The organism is Lysinibacillus sp. NPDC093190 (assembly GCF_050280425.1).
GTDB lineage: Bacteria > Bacillota > Bacilli > Bacillales_A > Planococcaceae > Lysinibacillus.
Genome location: NZ_JBNNVG010000041.1, coordinates 20,793 through 38,435 on the forward strand (window position 1 = coordinate 20,793; position 17,643 = coordinate 38,435).

Genomic DNA, 17,643 nt, shown 5'->3' on the forward strand with positions numbered 1-17,643 from the left:
TTTACATGTTCCTACAAAGCTTCATACTCATTTTAAAGATGTTTATCTTACATTTCAACATAAATACTATTAAATTGGAGGAATTTGCGTCTATGTTTCATCAAATTTTATTGCAAATCTTTCAAAAACTAAATAATGAAAGAACAATTTCTGCTGCTTATCATGTATTAAGAGGAAAGCGCTCAGGTCAGACAATTCAAGACATCGGCCTATTTCAGTTACATAATTATTTTGGGCTATTACCTAAGTTACCTAGGAAGACATTTGATGAAGCTGTAACTTCGTTTTTACAGAATAGTTGGTTAACTATGCAAGAATCTGGTCACTATTCCATGAAAAAGCTAGGTTTACAACGAGCGGAGCAGACTCCTGATTTTTTATTTGACGGATGGCACTATCGGGGAAATGAGCATGTATTTCTTGCGAGATTCTCGTTAATTGTACAAAGTTTATCTTTTCAAAGTGCTGGGGTTCGTTCATTTTCTCCTATTAGTAAGGATACGAATATTCAGTCTTGGGTTCGTACATTTTTAGTCGAGCATAACTATCAAGATGGGCATTTACAGCAACAATTATTAGAGGAATGTGAACAGGTGCTTTCTGTGTTACCCTTATCAGATGCCAACAAACAGCTTGTCCTCTATCGGTTGAGTGGTCATAGTTTACCAGGATGGACGTGGCAGCAACTTGCGAGTAAACGTAAAGAAACAGTTTTAGATTGTCAATTAGCGTTTATAGAAGTGCTACATACATTATTAAATGAAGTTCATCAGACAAATGATTATCCGTTACTTGGAAAAATGGCAGAGGAATTAAGAGTCAAAGCATTACTAACCGATTCAGCACAGCAAACTGCACATTTATATGAGCAGGGCTATTCAATTGAACAGATTGTGCAAATAAGGAAGCTAAAACAAAGTACAATCGAGGATCATTTGGTAGAATTAGCCATGAATGAACCGAACTTTTCGATTGGTCCATTCGTCTCTTATGCAGAAGCGGAAAAAGTTTGGCAGGCATCGAAATACTATCAAACCAAAAAATTGAAAACATTGCATGAAGTGGTTGAAGGTATGAGTTATTTCCAGTTAAGGCTTGTCCTCGCGAAAGGAGAAGTATAAATGGAGCTTGAACAAACATTAACAAAGTATTTTGGGTATACAGCATTTCGTCCAGGCCAAAAAGAGGTCATTGAAGCAATTCTAGAAGAAAAAGATGTTATTGCTTTATTACCAACTGGAATGGGGAAGTCACTTTGTTACCAGCTATCAGGATATATTCTGCAGAAGCCAGTATTAATTGTTTCTCCTCTGCTTTCTCTAATGCAAGATCAGGTAGAGGAGCTAAAACGCTTTGGTGAAAAGAGGGTAGTTGCCTTAAATTCATTTTTAACCGTAAGTGAAAAACGATATGTATTACATTTTTTAGAGCAGTATCGTTTTATATTTACGTCACCAGAGATGCTTTTACAGCAGCAAGTTCAAGACAAGCTTTCACAAATGCAGCTAGGTCTTATCGTCGTGGACGAGGCGCATTGTATTTCTCAGTGGGGCTTTGATTTTCGACCAGATTATTTACGAATTGGACAATGGTTTTCACAAGTAAATCGTCCACCGATTTTAGCATTATCAGCGACTGCGACGAATAAAGTAGTCAATGACATAAGAGATACATTGTCGCTAGATACACCATTTGAGTTTTTGTACAATGTGGATCGGCCTAATATTCATCTTGGGCGTGTTGTATTTGAGGATAGGGCAGATAAAACACACTGGATTATGCAGCATGTTAAAGAGACGGCAGGACCGGGTATATTATATATGTCCTCGCGGAAGCGTGCTGAACAATATAGCGAAGCGCTTATACAGGCTGGTATACGAGCGGCAGCTTATCATGCAGGCTATAGTGCTGAGGACCGTCAGTTTATTCAGCAACAATTTATTGACGGGGAACTCGATTGGATTGTGGCTACAAATGCTTTTGGGATGGGTATCAATAAGCCGGATATTCGTCAGGTTATCCATGAAATGATGCCCGCTAATGTAGAAAATTACATGCAGGAGATTGGCCGTGCAGGGCGTGACGGTCAAACAGCTCTCGCAATATTACTTTATAGTGATGGTGACGAGGAACTTGCGAAATTTGTTGTAACTGGCGATTTGCCAACAGCTCTTCATGTCGATCGTTATCAGGAACTACTAAATCAACAAGTACACCCCTCCCAAATGCTGAAAAATGGAGAGCTGAGTGAGACCGCTTTTCGTGTGCTTGATTACTGGCTGCAACAAGAAACGATGGAACAAGTTAAAGTGCGTTTAAATCATTTAGCACTGGAAAAATATCATGCTGTCGATAAAATGCATAAAATTACTCAGACAAAAGACTGTATTCGCACACAGCTAGTCGGGTATTTTGGGCAAAAATTGTTGAAAAAACCTGAAAACTGTTGTGAAAATTGTGGAATCCATTATGATGAAATCAATAAGGTACGCTTGAAAGAAGAGAAGAAAATAGAAATGATTCCATGGAAAAGTCGGCTAAAGCAACTCTTAATGGGTTGTTAGAGGTTCATTCACCGGAAGTTTTGGATGACATTTTGTTACAAGGTTTGTCTTGGATTAGTTGATTGGAGTGGAATTTGGGGGAATTTTTGAGGAATAGAGTCACAGACGAGACCTGTTTCAGAGGATGTCGTTCAGAAGTAGCCCATCGAATGCCACCAGGAAAGCACCGAGTCGTAACGGAAATCAACCTCAAGTTAGGTGAGGAGCCTTTTTAGACTAAAACTGACGGTCATTTACTTTTTTCGCAAAATTCGTCATAATAGAATGATAGAAAGCGTAGTAAGGTTGGAGGAACGGCGAATGAGTAAAGAAGATTATCGCGATAAAATCGAAGAACATCGTCAATCTTTTGAAGAAGAACAAAAAGAACAGCAAGCTTTATCTAGAGTTTCAAGAATGAATAAAAATGGGAGTAATAACGATAAAAAGCCAAAAAAAACAAAACGAAAACCGCCATTAATGACGATTCTTTTTGTAATTTTTATCTTAATTCCATTATCGATATTAGTCTATTTTTTAAAGTTCTATGAACCTGGAACAACAATTGAAGAGGCTGAAAAAAAATCTAAGGATCAAATCGTAGAAATTGCCAAGTCAGGGGATAAAGATAAGGTACCTGTGTCAACTGATAAAAACAAAGCAAAAGAAGACGATAAAGCAAACAAAGATAAAGCGGACAAAGCGAAGGAACCATCTAAGAAAGACGCTGAGAAAGTAGCAGCTGAACAGAAGGCAGCTGAGGAAGCGAAAAAGGCAGAAGCAGCCAAGAAGGCAGAAGAAGCTAGAAAAGCCGAGGAAGCTAAAAAAGCTGAGCAAGCTAGAATAGCACAAGCAGAAGAGGCTAGAAAAGCGGAACAAGCACGAAAGGCCGAGGAAGCGCGTAAAGCTGAGGAAGCACGCAAAGCAGAAGAAGCAAAACAATCTGCAAAAGCAAGTACTCATACTGTAAAAGCAAATGAAAATCTGTATCGTATTGCATTGAATCACTACGGTGATGGCAGTGAAGCAACACTAGCGAAAATTCGTGCAGCAAACGGTATGTCTTCAAATAATGTAATGATTGGGCAAGTTATTAAATTACCATAAGAAAAGCGGGTGTCATTCTTTGGCAATGATGTTTTTCTAGTATAAAATAATGGACAAACGTTAACACCAATACGGTCGAGGCGTACGTCTGATTTAGTGAAAGGCGATTCTTCATTATAACGAATCGTCTTTTTGCTTTCGTAAGGAGATGTGAGGGAATGATTTATATTGGACTATTTGTTTTAGTAGTCATCGCGTTCCTGCTTTATATGTTGAAGGTGGCACATGAAAACAATGTTTTACATCATCAATTGCTATTAAAGGGTGAACAGGAAAAGATCCGACTATTTTTTATTTCGGATACACATTTACGCAAAATTAACCGCCAGATGATTGAGCAGTTAGATGGTCAATTTGATGCTGTTATTATTGGTGGAGATTTTGCGGATGGACGCACACCAATTCAACGTATTCATGACAATCTAAAATTATTAACTTCTTTAGGACCAACTTATTTTGTATGGGGTAATAATGACAGAGAAGTAGGTGAAGAGCGATTACGAAGTATTTTACAGGAACATGGTGTTCAGATCATCGCCAATGATGCTGTATTATTACCTAAAAAAAACCGCTTTTGGCTAAATGCAATTGAAGACACATCGACAATGAAATATAGCTTTGATGAAGCATTTGCAAAAGTAGGAGAGAAAGACCTAGTTGTTTTCATCTCACATAACCCTGGTGTTTTTGCAAGAGTCCGTGCAAAATTTAGAGCAGATTTAATGATTGGTGGGCATTTACATGGTGGTCAAATTAGAATTGGCCCATACGGTGTGCATCCTAACGGTTCATATCGGGAGCGTGAAGGTGTGATGACGTTAGTAAGTAACGGCTATGGTACGACATTATTACCTTTCCGACTTGGTGCGAGACCACAGTGTCATATTATTGACATTAATATTTCGGGTAAATAAACAACCAAAACTCGATTGAAGGCGTATAATGGAAGCGATAAGGATTTATTCGGTAAAAGCCCGATTAAGTAAAGTATTAGCAAATTGCTTATACAAAGTTGATAGGAGTGTCAAGAAATGCAGCAAGTAGATGCAATTATTGTTGGAGGCGGCCCATGTGGTTTAGCAGCAGCAATAGCCTTGCAAAATATTGGATTAAAGCCAATTGTCATTGAAAAAGGCAATATCGTAAATGCGGTTTACAATTACCCTACGCATCAAACTTTTTTTAGTACGAGTGAACGACTAGCTATTGGTGATGTTCCCTTTATTATTGAAGGTCGTAAACCAAAGCGAAATCAAGCACTAGTTTATTATCGAGAAGTTGTACGTTTGAAAGATATTCAAGTAAACCGCTTCGAGAAAGTAAATAGCGTTGTAAAAAATGGAGCGATGTTTACAGTAACGACAGATAAAGAGGTCTATACAACACCTTATGTTGTGATCGCAACAGGCTACTATGACCATCCGAATTATTTAAACATCCCAGGTGAGAAATTGCCGAAAGTCTTCCATTACTTTAAAGAGGGACATGAATTTTTTGATACTGATGTTCTCGTAATAGGTGGAAAAAATTCGGCAATAGATGCGGCGCTTGAGTTAAATAAGGCTGGAGCTCGCGTCACTGTCGCCTATCGTGGTAGTGAGTATTCACCTAGCATCAAGCCATGGGTTTTACCAGAATTTGAAGGTGTAGTACGAAATGAAGAAGTCCAAATGTATTTCAATACAAATATACTGGAAATCTGTGAGCATGAGGTCGTAGTAGAAATTGATGGTAGCAAGAAAACTTTAAAAAATGATTTTGTTTTTGCTATGACAGGCTATCATCCAGATCATTCATTTATTCGAGCAATGGGTGTCTCTATTGATTATGAAACGGGCCGTCCTTTCTTTAATCCAGAAACTATGGAAACAAATGTAGAAGGATTATTTATTGCAGGAGTTATTGCAGCTGGAAATAATGCCAATGAAATTTTTATTGAAAATGGCCGCTTCCATGGCGAGTGTATTGCTAAGATAATTGTAGAACGAGCAAAATAACAATAGGAGCTGTATAGGCATATAAGCTTATACAGCTTTTTTTAAAACGTCGGATGGAGAGTCAAAGCGACGGATGAAAGGGCAAGAGCGACGGATAGAAGAGTCAAAGCGACGGATGGAAGTTTTTTCGCAAAACAATGTGAAATCTTCTACAACATTACCTGCTTATCTCGATTTAGCTAATTACCAGTCTGGTGCGATCCCGTTTACATTACCAGTAGTACTTGTTGCAAATGTTACTGCAGCATTACAAGCATATCCAGAAAGATATGGACAGCTACAGCAACGCTTTAAAACAATGCTGCAGCTACCATTTATGCACTACCAAATTTCAACTAGACAGTATCCGATGCTAATCACTTTACAACTTCCTAAGGCTTTGACTAATCTACAGAGAGATTTAAATTTAAATGGTTATTATGTTCATGCGGATAGCCAATACTTACGTCAAAGAAATTTCATACAGCTCTCTGTTATTCAGCCAGATTTTGAGATAGCAATCAATCATTTACATAAAATCTTGAATTATTATAAGCAAATTGTAGATGCATAACTATAAGTGAATATTGAATACATTAGCCTTACATGAAAAATTTCTTTAAATCAAGAGGAGTCCCTACTTTGTTTAGTCCAATTAATAATTTTAATCGCGCCTTTTGACCATTAATACCAGTTGCAAATAAAGCTCCTAAGTCTTCGAGCATTTTGCCACCGCCAACATAGCCGTAAACACCTTCTGCGATACCATTAAAACAACGGGATACGAGTATAACAGGAATACCGCGCTCTAAAAGACTTTCAATACCTTTAACAACTGTTGGAGGGACGTTGCCTTGTCCAAGGCCTTCTAACACAACGCCATCATATTTACATGCGAGTACTACATCAAGTAAGTCAACCTCCATGCCAGCATACACTTTCAGCATGGCTACTCGTTTTGATAATCCATCAATTTCTACATATTGACGGCTGATAGGGGCATGATGAAACAATATTCTTGATTTTGTAATAAGTCCGATCGGACCATATTGAGGTGACTGAAAGGTATTGACAGAACTAGTGCTTGTTTTTGTAGTGTTAACAGCTAGATGGACCTCGTCATTCATGACAACAAGTACACCTTTTTCACGGGCTTCTTCGTCTACGGCTACGCGAACGGCTTCTACTAAATTATAAATTCCGTCTGCACCAAGTTCGTTGGAGGAGCGCATTGCACCTGTTAAAACAATAGGTATTGATAAATCAGTCGTTAACTCTAAAAAATAAGCTGATTCTTCTAAAGTATCAGTACCATGGGTGATGACAACACCATCAATTTTCTCCTCTGCAACTTTTTCGATAATAAGGTTACGTAATTTAAGCATTTCTTTTGGTGTAATATGTGGTGATGGGAGGTTAAAAGCCTCCATTTCAATAATTGTGGCAAGTGCATCAAGTTTGCTGCTTTCCTTCATTAGAGGATTTTCCTTGTTTGGCATAACGGCACCTTCATCACTCATCGCCATAGAAATAGTTCCACCTGTATGAATTAATAGAATTGTTTTTTTCATAAAAATAATATCTCCTTTTAAAAAGTTTTAAGTCATATCATGGTATAATAATAGCAGTTTATCTTCATGTAACAGATATTTTTTTGTCGAAAACGGAAGATTGATGTCACAGAAGTTTTCCACCTGAGACATACGAATTATTTTTTTAATGTATCGACAGAAAAAGATAAACTAGGCTAAGAAATTTTACATCCTACGAAACCGCCAAAGTTGACCAACATTATGCGGCTAACGCTGTCGCGCAAAAAACACTGTTGGCCAACAACATTAGAAGGATGTCACGAATTTTAAAATCTTAACATAATTATGTCAAGGCGAAATTGATTTTTGAAAGGAGCCGGCATCATGATCATTTTAGTATCAGCTGCCATTGCTCCCGGTCTAGCGCTTTTCAGTTACTTTTATTTGCGCAATCAGATGGCAACGGAGCCAAGAAGAACTTTACTTCAAACATTTTTGTATGGTGCATTTTTAACGTTCCCAATCTTGTTTTTACAATATGTACTAACAGAGGAAGGGGTATTTCGATATTTTTATCTACAAGATGTAGTTTTCTCTAGTGTAGTCGAAGAGTTTTTTAAATGGTTTGTGCTTTTAATCGCAATCTACAATCATGTAGAATTCGATGATCCCTATGATGGCATACTGTATGGTGCAAGTATATCTCTTGGTTTTGCCACGATAGAAAATGTGCTTTATTTATTTTCTTTCGGTTTGAATACTGCATTTATGCGTGCATTATTACCTGTATCAAGTCATGCTTTGTTCGGTGTTGTAATGGGCTATTATTATGGACGTGCCAAGTTTTCAAAGCTTGCAAAGACGAAAGAAATGATTGCAATGGCGCTTTGTGCACCGGTAGTATTACACATTCTATATAATACAATTTTATCATTCAAAGGATATTGGGTATATTTAATGATACCTTTTATGCTATTTTTGTGGTGGTTTGGGCTACGAAAAGTCAAGCTTGCTCATTATCACCTAGTACAACATTTGCATATGCATAAAAAAATTTAAAGCGTAGAAATCTAAAAAAGATTTCTGCGCTTTTCTATTTTTTAAATGTATAAAATGAGTCGTTTGTTTCAAGCTATGAAAAAAAGGAGTGATGATCATGCGTTTAATAAGCATAATTTTTGCTTTGATGTTGGGGATTAGTATATTTGCTATTCCGCAAAATGACGCAATTGCATTTACTGGGCAACAGATTTCTCGTGGTGCTTATGGAGATGATGTAATTGAGCTACAGGCAAGGCTACAATACTTAGGGTTTTATAAAAGTAAAATTGATGGCAAATTTGGTTATAACACATATTGGGCTTTACGAATTTTCCAAGAGAAATATGGTTTACCAGTAGATGGAATAGCCGGTGCTAAAACTAAAAAAACTTTATCAGGTTATTCAGATTATGATGAAGGATGGGTAAAAGCGCAGTTAAATGCAGGAAATCAATTTACCTATTATGGTGGTACGCCACTTGAACAGCAAGTGAAAACAAACACTGGCGGCGGTGGTGGGGGAGGTAAAAGTAGTGGTAGTAGTAATAATAATGGGACTAAAACTCAACTACCTCCAAAGTATACTGACAGAGATGTACAGTTAATGGCGAATGCGGTTTATGGTGAAGCTAGGGGAGAGCCTTATGAAGGTCAAGTGGCTGTAGCGGCTGTTATTTTAAATCGTTTGGAAAGTGCTGAATTCCCAAATACTATTTCAGGTATTATTTTCCAACCACTAGCGTTTACTGCGGTGGCAGATGGACAAATTTGGCTTGAACCAAATGAACGTGCAAAAGAAGCAGTTCTTGATGCTATGAATGGATGGGATCCTTCAGAAAATGCACTTTATTATTTTAATCCGAAAACAGCAACAAGTAAGTGGATTTGGTCCCGACCTCAAATTAAACGAATTGGAGAACACATTTTCTGTTCATAAGAAAGGAGGAAAAAAATGAGAACTATGCTCGTAATACTCACTGCGGCAGTTATTGGTTTAGGTGCATATAGCATTAATATGCACGGAAAAAATGCAAGTTTACAACGTACTGTGCTAGCTCAGTACACGGATAATTTAACGGATGCATCTGAGAAATTATCGCATCTACAACAAGCTGTTTCGCAATCTCTATTGTTTCGAAATGACGATGCCATTCACAATGAGTTAGATTCTGTTTGGCGACTAAGCTCCGATGTTCGATCTTCTATGTCGAATATTCCTATCGGGCAGGAAATGTCGAACGACTGGCTAAGTTACTTAGGGCGCCTAGGAGATGAGGCAAAGAAAACATCTAAAACTGGTGATTATAAAGCTTGGCGAGAAAAAATGCCACAAGTCTCTACAAATTTACAATCACTTTCAGATGAATGGTCAGCTGCAACGGTAGATTTTTATAAAAACAACGGTAAGATGGATGTCTGGTTACAACAAGTAGATACTAAGAACCCAAATACAACATTTGATAATGTACAAAAGACATTAAAGGATTACAGTGAAAAAGACTTCCCACTTACATTAAGTGAATCGGATTGGCAGAAAAAAATAGATCTTAAAGCATTACAAGACTCAGCCATTACTGAAAAAGAAGCATTGGAAAAAGTAAAACATTTATTCCCTATCATAAAAGATGCAACATTTACTGTTACGAAAAGTAGCGATACTTCATCATATCCGTTTTATCATATCCAATTCCATCAAGGTATTCGTTTAGGGTATGTCGATCTAACAGAAAAGGGTGGGCATTTAATATCCTATTTAGTGGAACGTCCAGTAGATGAAGCAAGGCTATCACAAGATGAAATTATGAAAAAAGCTGAAGAATATTTAAAACGACTTGGCATGAATGATGTTGCATTTGTGGAATCTCGTGAAAACCATCAAGCATGGCATGTGACATTTGCACGTGTTCATCCTGGCGATAATGCATTGATATATGCAGATGGGGTGCAATTAAAACTTGCCAAGGATACAGGCGAGTTACTTGGTGCAAATGCGATGGAATATATTCAGGCAGAGACGATTAAACCACAAACTGCAAAACCAATTGATTGGAAAACTTTCTTCGATGATGATGTGAAAGTAGAAGAAGTAAGAAATATTTATACAGATAACGGTCAATTCGAACAACGTCTTTGTTATGAGGTAATTGCGGTCCGTGATAAAAATGCGCAAGAAACATTTAGAATTGTTATTGACGCTGAAAATCACAATGTTTTAAAAGTGGAATATTTAACGTAATCTAAGAAAAAACTACCAGTTCGTATAGCCAAAATGGGCATCTCATGCGATAATAAATGTATATTTGTGTTCGGGGAGATGCTCATGGAAATAAAAATTGGTACACAATTAGAACTTGAACCAACTTATACAGAGCGTGTTGAAAAATTCCGTTGTAAAGTTGTAGAACAAAAAGAAAATATTATTTACATCGATTATCCAATAAATGTTGCCACAAAGAAAACAGCTTTTTTAATAGATGGTTCTGAATTTAGAGCAACTTTTCGCACAGAGGATAAACAATCATTTGCTTTCAATACTGAAGTGATTGGACGTAAAGCTGGTAATATACCTATGATTATGTTGCATTGTCCAAAGGCAGATGACTTTATCAAAATTCAACGTCGTGAATATGTACGTGTGGAAACGCCTGTGGATGTAGCGATACAGTTTAAGGATTACAAATATCAGCTAGTAACAGCGGATATTAGCGCAGGTGGTTTGGCAGTTATCTTAAAAGGGGCAATTGCTTTCCAAGATGATGATGATGTTCAGTTAACAATTGTTTTACCATTTACCAATGGGGATGTTAAATACGTGAACACGGATGCGACGGTTGTTCGTATATTCGAAAAAGATGACAAAAAAATGGCAACTATACAACTAACAGATACTGATGATGTAGACCAACAGCATATTGTTCGTTTCTGCTTTGAACGTCAGTTAGTGAATCGTCGTAAAGAAATAAATCCTTTTGATGCTTGATTTTTTACGCTTATTAACTTCTTTCATCGGGTGTCCAAATACCCGCTGAAAGAAGTTAAAGCCTCCGGCGGATGTCACGGAATCGGAAAGGAATTCTTTGTGCAAGCACAAAGCCGATTCCGGACGCAATTATGCCGAGGCATAATTGATTAGTCTTCCCATTCTCTATTGATGAGTAGAAATTCCATGAATTATTGCAGGTAGTTTACACACCTTCAAATTGAGTAGTAATTTGATTTAAGAAAGCCCTCTCCTTGAAGAGGGCTTTTTTATGATACAATATGGTGTGATAGAAAGTAGGGAGAATATGAAGAAAAACATTCAAATTGCGATTGATGGACCGGCTGGTGCTGGAAAAAGCACAATCGCGAAAATTGTTGCAGAGGCACTTGAATTTACTTATATCGATACAGGTGCTATGTATCGTGCTGTGACGTATAAAGCAATGCAACAAAACATACATTTAGATGATGAAACAAAATTAGCAGAAATGCTAGCAACTAGCACAATTGAATTAAAACCTTCTTCTGAAGGACAGCTTGTCTTTTTAGACGGGAAGAACGTGTCGGCAGAAATTCGATCAAATGAGGTAACTTCATCTGTTTCACAAGTAGCGGCTCATGCTAAAATACGTGAACTATTAGTAGCACAGCAACAAAAGCTTGCGGATAATGGTGGGGTTGTTATGGATGGGCGCGATATTGCTACGCATGTATTAAAGAATGCAGAACTAAAAATCTTTATGTCTGCAACTGTAGAAGAGAGAGCAAGACGTCGTTTTATTGACAATCAAAAACGAGGAATTGAATCTACCATTGAAAAGCTTCAAGAAGAAATTGCCCTGCGCGATAAAATGGATAGCGAGCGTGAAGCATCGCCACTAATTCAAGCAGAAGATGCCATATTTTTAGACACGACAGCATTGTCAATTGATGATGCAGCACAGGCCATTTTAAAATTAGCGCAAGAAAAAACGATATAAATCCCAAAATTTCAGACATTTTTTGAATTTAAAGGATTTATTTTTGTCTTTGTCTTCAATATCGAATAAAATAGTAAGGGAAGATGCGAAGGAGGGTTACATATGTCTGAAGAAATGAACTATGCAGAACAAACGTTTAACGAAGGTGATATCGTCAAAGGTATTGCAGAGCAGGTTGATGAAAAAGCGGTAACTGTTTCAATTCCAGGTGCACCGTTTGACGGTATTGTGCCAATAAGTGAATTATCAAGCTTACACATTGAAAAAGCGTCTGACGTAATCTCTGTTGGAGATGAGTTGGAGTTGATGATTACAAAAGTTGAAGAAGGAAACTATGTATTATCAAAACGTAAAGTAGATGCTTTAAAAGCATGGGATACTCTTGAGCAACAATTCAACGCTGAGGAAATTTTCGAAGCGGAAGTAAAAGATATTGTTAAAGGTGGTCTTGTCGTAGATTTAGGAGTACGTGGCTTCGTTCCAGCCTCCCTAGTAGAAGACTACTTTGTTGATGATTTTGAAGACTATAAAGGCAAATCTCTCAGCTTTAAAATTGTAGAGCTTGATAAAGAAAAAAATCGCTTAATTTTATCACATCGTGCTGTAGTGGAATCTAAAAAAGCTTCTCAAAAGAAAAATGTCATTAATCAAATTAAATCTGGCGATGTTTTAGACGGTAAAGTACAGCGTATCGCATCATTTGGTGCATTTATTGACCTTGGTGGTATTGATGGCCTTGTGCACATCTCACAAGTGTCTCATGAGCATGTGAGCGATGTGAGCGAGGTTTTATCAGAAGGACAAGAGGTGAAAGTGAAAGTCCTTTCTGTAGACCCAGAAAATGAGCGTATTTCGTTATCCATTAAGGAAACGATTCCTGGTCCTTGGTCGAACATCGAAGAGCGTGCCGCGAAAGGTGCAGTGCTAGATGGAAAAGTAAAACGACTTACTTCATTCGGAGCATTTGTGGAAGTTTTCCCAGGTGTAGAAGGTTTAGTGCATATTTCGCAAATCGCGCATAAGCATATAAACACGCCACATGAAGCTCTAAAAGAAGGACAAGAGGTACAGGTGAAAGTGCTTGACGTAAATGCTGAAGAAGGCCGCTTAGCATTAAGCATTAAGGATTTACTTGAAAATCCTGAGGCAGAGGAAATAATCGACTATGAATTACCAGAAGAAAACAAAGGCTTCTCTTTCGGTGATGTCATTGGCGATAAACTGAAAAATTTTAAATAAACTAGACAAGCGAGGATACAGTTTGTGTCCTCGCTTTTTTATGGAGTAAACGGATAGAAGAATCAAAGAGATAGATAGAATAAGTCAAAGCAAGGAAGCCACATCGAAACACTAGATTAAAGAGGGTAACGATGAAAAAATTCCCAGAGAAATGAATAGAACCGTACATAGCGCGCTCTTTTATGGATATGATATGATATAATGGCATTTTTCGTGTATAATAGCGAAAGACAAGAAGTTGGAAGGATGAAGTACAGATGACGAAACCAGTAGTAGCCATCGTAGGTCGTCCGAACGTAGGTAAGTCGACGATTTTTAATCGTATCGTTGGAGAACGTGTATCGATTGTGGAAGATATTCCAGGAGTTACACGCGACCGTATTTATAGTTCGGCAGAGTGGTTAACACATGATTTTAATATTATTGATACAGGTGGTATCGAGATTGGGGACGAGCCGTTTTTAGAGCAAATTCGTCAACAAGCAGAAATTGCCATTGATGAAGCGGACGTTATAATCTTTATGACAAATGGTCGTGAAGGTGTAACAGCTGCTGATGAGCAAGTTGCTAAAATTTTATACAAGACAAAAAAACCGGTCGTTTTAGCAGTGAATAAAATTGATAACCCGGATATGCGCGAGATGATTTATGATTTCTATGCACTTGGCTTTGGTGAGCCTTGGCCAATTTCTGGTTCTCACGGCTTAGGCTTAGGGGATTTATTGGATGAATGTGCAGAACATTTCCCTAAGGAGGATGAAGATCAATATGGGGACGAGGTCATTAAATTCTCGTTAATCGGTCGTCCAAATGTTGGGAAATCTTCATTGGTAAATGCATTTTTAGGCCAAGACCGCGTTATTGTTAGTAATATCGCAGGTACTACTCGAGATGCGATTGACACGCCTTATGAGTATGATGATCAGGAATATGTCATTATTGATACTGCAGGTATGCGTAAAAAAGGGAAAGTATACGAAACGACAGAGAAATATTCTGTATTACGTGCGTTACGTGCAATTGAACGCTCTGATGTTGTTTTAGTTGTTCTAAATGCAGAAGAAGGCATTCAAGAACAAGATAAAAAAATTGCAGGCTATGCGCATGAAGCTGGAAAAGCTATTGTCATCGTTGTTAATAAATGGGATGCTATTGAAAAAGACGAAAAAACAATGAACGTCTTTACACAGCAAATTCGTGAGCATTTCTTATTCTTAGACTATGCTCCAATTATTTTTGTATCAGCCAATACAAAGCAGCGTGTACATCAAATTTTACCGATTGTACAACGTGTAAGTGAAAACCATGCAATGCGTATTCAATCATCTATCCTTAATGAAGTGATTGAGGATGCAGTAGCACGCAACCCAGCACCAGCTGATAAAGGCCGCCGTCTTCGCATCTACTATGCTACCCAAGTTGCGATACAGCCACCTACTTTTGTGGTGTTTGTTAATGAGCCAGAGTTAATGCATTTCTCTTATGAACGATTTTTAGAAAATCGTATTCGAGAAACATTTGATTTTGAAGGAACGCCAATTCGTTTAATTTCCCGTGCTCGTGCTTAGGAAAAATATACACATACAATACGCCAACCCGACAATTATTGTTGGGTGGCGTCTTTTTACAAGAAAGGAAAGAATAATTTTTCTAATGTCTACTATAAGATTGCTTTGAAAGCTTTACTGTTGTAAGCCTTTCTCTAGCATTTTTGTAACTAATATGAGTGGATTGTCTTTTCTAAACAAGGGAGGTTTTTAAATGGAAAAAGTTTGTGTATTAGGGGCAGGCTCATGGGGTTCAGCGCTTGCGATGGTGCTTGCTGAAAATGGGCATGATACACTTCTATGGACTCATCGAACAGATCAAGCTGAAGAAATTAACAACCTACATACAAATAGGAAGTATTTACCTGAAACGGTGCTACCTACAAATTTGTATGCGACAAGCGATATTGCTAAGGCAGTTGCTCATTCTGAGACAATTGTCGTAGCCGTGCCTACTAAGGCTATTCGAGAAGTATGTGAAAAAATGATAGCAACACTCGATAAAAAAGTACTGTTTGTTCATGTATCGAAGGGAATTGAACCAGATACGTTAAAACGAATTTCAGAAATTTTAGTAGAAAGTTTACCACCTGAATTTGTAGAAGAAGTTGTTGTACTTTCAGGTCCAAGTCATGCAGAGGAAGTTGTCTTACACCACCCGACAACTGTTACAGCGGCTTGTGCAAACATTGAAGCTGCAGAAAAAGTGCAGGATTTATTTATGAACCAATTTTTCCGTGTCTACACAAACAAAGATGTGATAGGCGTAGAAATAGGTGGCGCATTAAAAAATGTAATCGCATTAGCTGCGGGTATTTCAGACGGCTTAAATTATGGTGATAATGCCAAAGCTGCACTTATTACGCGAGGGTTGGCTGAAATTTCACGTTTGGGTGTTAAAATGGGAGGAAATCCATTTACATTCTCAGGACTTACAGGCATGGGGGACTTAATTGTTACATGTACAAGTGTGCACTCTCGTAATTGGCGCGCAGGCAATTTACTGGGGCAAGGAATGAAACTGCCAGAGGTACTCGATCAAATGGGCATGGTAGTTGAGGGGGTACGCACAACAAAAGCGGCCTATCAACTAGCAGAGAAACATGACGTTGCTATGCCAATAACAACGGAGCTTTATAGTGTCCTATTTAGTAATATAGAACCGAAAATAGCGGTTGATGCATTAATGATGCGTATGAAAAAACGAGAAATCGATGACATGATATACTAATTATATATATTTGCATGTATGTTGGTTTGGAAAATAAGCTTCCCGAGGGAAAAGTAAGATAGACGAGACCCTGCCGGAGCGAATGTTTTCTGTGCCAAAGCGAAGCGCTCGACGCTCGCTGCCAACATACCTGATCTATTTGATTAGTTTTGTCATAAAATGGACATAAATAAGGTGTCTCAGGGAATAGCTGAGACGCCTTATTGTGTGCTTTTAATTGAATATTTTATAAAGGTTGTCCATTTGATGATAGTTATTGGACAACTATTTCTTTTTAGCGAAAGCACATAGTATAATATACTTTGATTGTTTCGTGACGTTATAGAAAGGTGGTTGTCTTAAATGGGTCCGTTAGCACATTTACCTGCGCTTGATGTAATGTGGGTATCGTTTTATTGTATCGGCTTTTTGATTATATCTATCGGTTTAATTTATTTAGCTCGAAATAAGGTTTCGAACGTTTTTTTACGTACAATCGTAAATTTAATTGCATACATACTATTTGGGCTTGGCACATTTTTAATGGTGCTAATTGTTGCCACATGGCCATAAAAATGATGAGGTGGAAGTGACATGAAAAAACTAAGTGCTTTTCTTTTTGTAATAGTAACCGCTGTACTTCTAGTAGGTTGTGCATATCCAGAAGACGAAAAAATGGCAAAATTAGTGCCTGATGCTGACCAATTAGCTGCGGTTCAGCGTGCGGTTAATGAATATCGTGAAGCAACTGGTGGACTAGTTCCAATTAAAAATAGCGAGCTAGATACAGATATATATATAAAATATTTAATAGATTTTGAAAAATTAATGCCTAAATATCTTGCGCAAATTCCTGGGAACGCCTATGAAAAGGGTGGGATTTTCCAGTATATTATTTGGGATCCTGAGAATGAAGCTAAAGTAAAATTGGTAGATTTAAATGCTGCAGAGCGAATTCGTGAAATTAATATCCGCAAACTTTCTACCCAATATTTACCGATAAAGGGTGCAGCTTCTGATAATGTATATCAAATTAACTTTGAAAAATTGGGCTATAAAACAGATGTAACTGTGAAAAGCCCTTATTCTGGTACCGAATTACCAATATTTATGACAGGCGATGGTGAAATGCATGTCGACTATTCAATCGATTTAGGTCAACTACTAAAAGAAGACAAACCTGCTGTAAAACCTGGAGATGATATTCGTCAGCTACTTGTCGATAAATATCCAGTAGTACCAGCTTATTCTATACCGTATACAGTAGATGAAAATGGTGAGCCAATTTATTCTATGGATGCCTATAATAGTGACGCAAAAAAAGCTAGAGAAAAAGCTAGAGAAAAAGCAATTCAAGAGTCTGAATCTAAAACTAAAAAAGATTAGACACTAAGAGGTTGGGACATAACTAAATGGTTCCTTCGAAAAGTCGAATAATTTCTAAATTAACAAAACACGATAAATAGAAAAACCGAACTATTCCGAA

The 17,643-nt window shown here is 37.6% G+C and carries 17 protein-coding genes; 16 read left to right on the forward strand and 1 reads right to left on the reverse strand.

Annotated elements, in window-relative coordinates; all coding sequences use genetic code 11:
- Window positions 1–92 precede the first annotated feature (92 nt).
- The 6 genes from ACQKOF_RS22630 to ACQKOF_RS22655 all read left to right on the forward strand — a co-directional run bounded on the left by ACQKOF_RS22630 (window position 93) and on the right by ACQKOF_RS22655 (window position 6,200).
- Window positions 93–1,121: a helix-turn-helix domain-containing protein gene (locus ACQKOF_RS22630; protein ID WP_427562057.1), complete on the forward strand. Its 1,029-nt coding sequence runs from the start codon at window positions 93–95 to the stop codon at window positions 1,119–1,121.
- On the forward strand, window positions 1,122–2,564 hold the full coding sequence (locus ACQKOF_RS22635) for a RecQ family ATP-dependent DNA helicase (RefSeq protein WP_427562060.1): 1,443 nt from the start codon (window positions 1,122–1,124) through the stop codon (window positions 2,562–2,564).
- Window positions 2,565–2,864: 300 nt separating this feature from the next.
- The gene (locus ACQKOF_RS22640; RefSeq protein WP_427562063.1) at window positions 2,865–3,650 is read left to right on the forward strand and encodes a LysM peptidoglycan-binding domain-containing protein; all 786 of its coding nucleotides are present in this window, start codon (window positions 2,865–2,867) and stop codon (window positions 3,648–3,650) included.
- A 158-nt stretch (window positions 3,651–3,808) separates the two neighbouring features.
- Window positions 3,809–4,564, forward strand: coding sequence for a metallophosphoesterase (locus ACQKOF_RS22645; RefSeq protein ID WP_427562066.1), 756 nt, complete (start codon window positions 3,809–3,811; stop codon window positions 4,562–4,564).
- A gap of 117 nt (window positions 4,565–4,681) precedes the next feature.
- Window positions 4,682–5,647 (forward strand): YpdA family putative bacillithiol disulfide reductase, encoded by a 966-nt coding sequence (locus tag ACQKOF_RS22650; protein ID WP_427562069.1) that lies wholly within the window; start codon window positions 4,682–4,684, stop codon window positions 5,645–5,647.
- Between the two features lie 115 nt (window positions 5,648–5,762).
- Entirely contained in the window at window positions 5,763–6,200 is a 438-nt protein-coding gene (locus ACQKOF_RS22655) for a hypothetical protein (RefSeq protein WP_427562072.1), read from the forward strand.
- 28 nt (window positions 6,201–6,228) lie between these two features.
- Here the strand turns inward: ACQKOF_RS22655 and ACQKOF_RS22660 are convergent, their stop codons facing one another.
- Complete coding sequence (locus ACQKOF_RS22660; protein WP_427562075.1) at window positions 6,229–7,197, reverse strand: asparaginase; 969 nt, start codon at window positions 7,195–7,197, stop codon at window positions 6,229–6,231.
- A 345-nt stretch (window positions 7,198–7,542) separates the two neighbouring features.
- Here ACQKOF_RS22660 and prsW point away from each other — a divergent pair, with 345 nt between their 5' ends.
- The 10 genes from prsW to ACQKOF_RS22710 all read left to right on the forward strand — a co-directional run bounded on the left by prsW (window position 7,543) and on the right by ACQKOF_RS22710 (window position 17,543).
- Window positions 7,543–8,217, forward strand: coding sequence for a glutamic-type intramembrane protease PrsW (gene prsW, locus ACQKOF_RS22665; protein ID WP_427562077.1), 675 nt, complete (start codon window positions 7,543–7,545; stop codon window positions 8,215–8,217).
- 97 nt (window positions 8,218–8,314) lie between these two features.
- Window positions 8,315–9,136, forward strand: coding sequence for a spore cortex-lytic enzyme (sleB, locus tag ACQKOF_RS22670; protein ID WP_427562080.1), 822 nt, complete (start codon window positions 8,315–8,317; stop codon window positions 9,134–9,136).
- Window positions 9,137–9,151: 15 nt separating this feature from the next.
- On the forward strand, window positions 9,152–10,435 hold the full coding sequence (locus ACQKOF_RS22675; RefSeq protein ID WP_427562083.1) for a PepSY1/2 domain-containing protein: 1,284 nt from the start codon (window positions 9,152–9,154) through the stop codon (window positions 10,433–10,435).
- Window positions 10,436–10,519: 84 nt separating this feature from the next.
- The gene (locus ACQKOF_RS22680) at window positions 10,520–11,179 is read left to right on the forward strand and encodes a flagellar brake protein (protein WP_427562086.1); all 660 of its coding nucleotides are present in this window, start codon (window positions 10,520–10,522) and stop codon (window positions 11,177–11,179) included.
- 307 nt (window positions 11,180–11,486) lie between these two features.
- Complete coding sequence (cmk, locus tag ACQKOF_RS22685) at window positions 11,487–12,161, forward strand: (d)CMP kinase (RefSeq protein ID WP_427562101.1); 675 nt, start codon at window positions 11,487–11,489, stop codon at window positions 12,159–12,161.
- A 102-nt stretch (window positions 12,162–12,263) separates the two neighbouring features.
- Window positions 12,264–13,400, forward strand: a complete 1,137-nt coding sequence (gene rpsA, locus ACQKOF_RS22690; RefSeq protein WP_427562089.1) for a 30S ribosomal protein S1 — start codon at window positions 12,264–12,266, stop codon at window positions 13,398–13,400.
- Window positions 13,401–13,657: 257 nt separating this feature from the next.
- The gene (gene der / locus ACQKOF_RS22695; RefSeq protein WP_427562092.1) at window positions 13,658–14,968 is read left to right on the forward strand and encodes a ribosome biogenesis GTPase Der; all 1,311 of its coding nucleotides are present in this window, start codon (window positions 13,658–13,660) and stop codon (window positions 14,966–14,968) included.
- A 193-nt stretch (window positions 14,969–15,161) separates the two neighbouring features.
- Window positions 15,162–16,178 (forward strand): NAD(P)H-dependent glycerol-3-phosphate dehydrogenase, encoded by a 1,017-nt coding sequence (locus tag ACQKOF_RS22700; protein WP_370047989.1) that lies wholly within the window; start codon window positions 15,162–15,164, stop codon window positions 16,176–16,178.
- A 342-nt stretch (window positions 16,179–16,520) separates the two neighbouring features.
- Window positions 16,521–16,730: a DUF2768 domain-containing protein gene (locus tag ACQKOF_RS22705; protein ID WP_370047987.1), complete on the forward strand. Its 210-nt coding sequence runs from the start codon at window positions 16,521–16,523 to the stop codon at window positions 16,728–16,730.
- Between the two features lie 21 nt (window positions 16,731–16,751).
- On the forward strand, window positions 16,752–17,543 hold the full coding sequence (locus tag ACQKOF_RS22710; protein ID WP_427562096.1) for a hypothetical protein: 792 nt from the start codon (window positions 16,752–16,754) through the stop codon (window positions 17,541–17,543).
- Window positions 17,544–17,643: the final 100 nt, after the last annotated feature.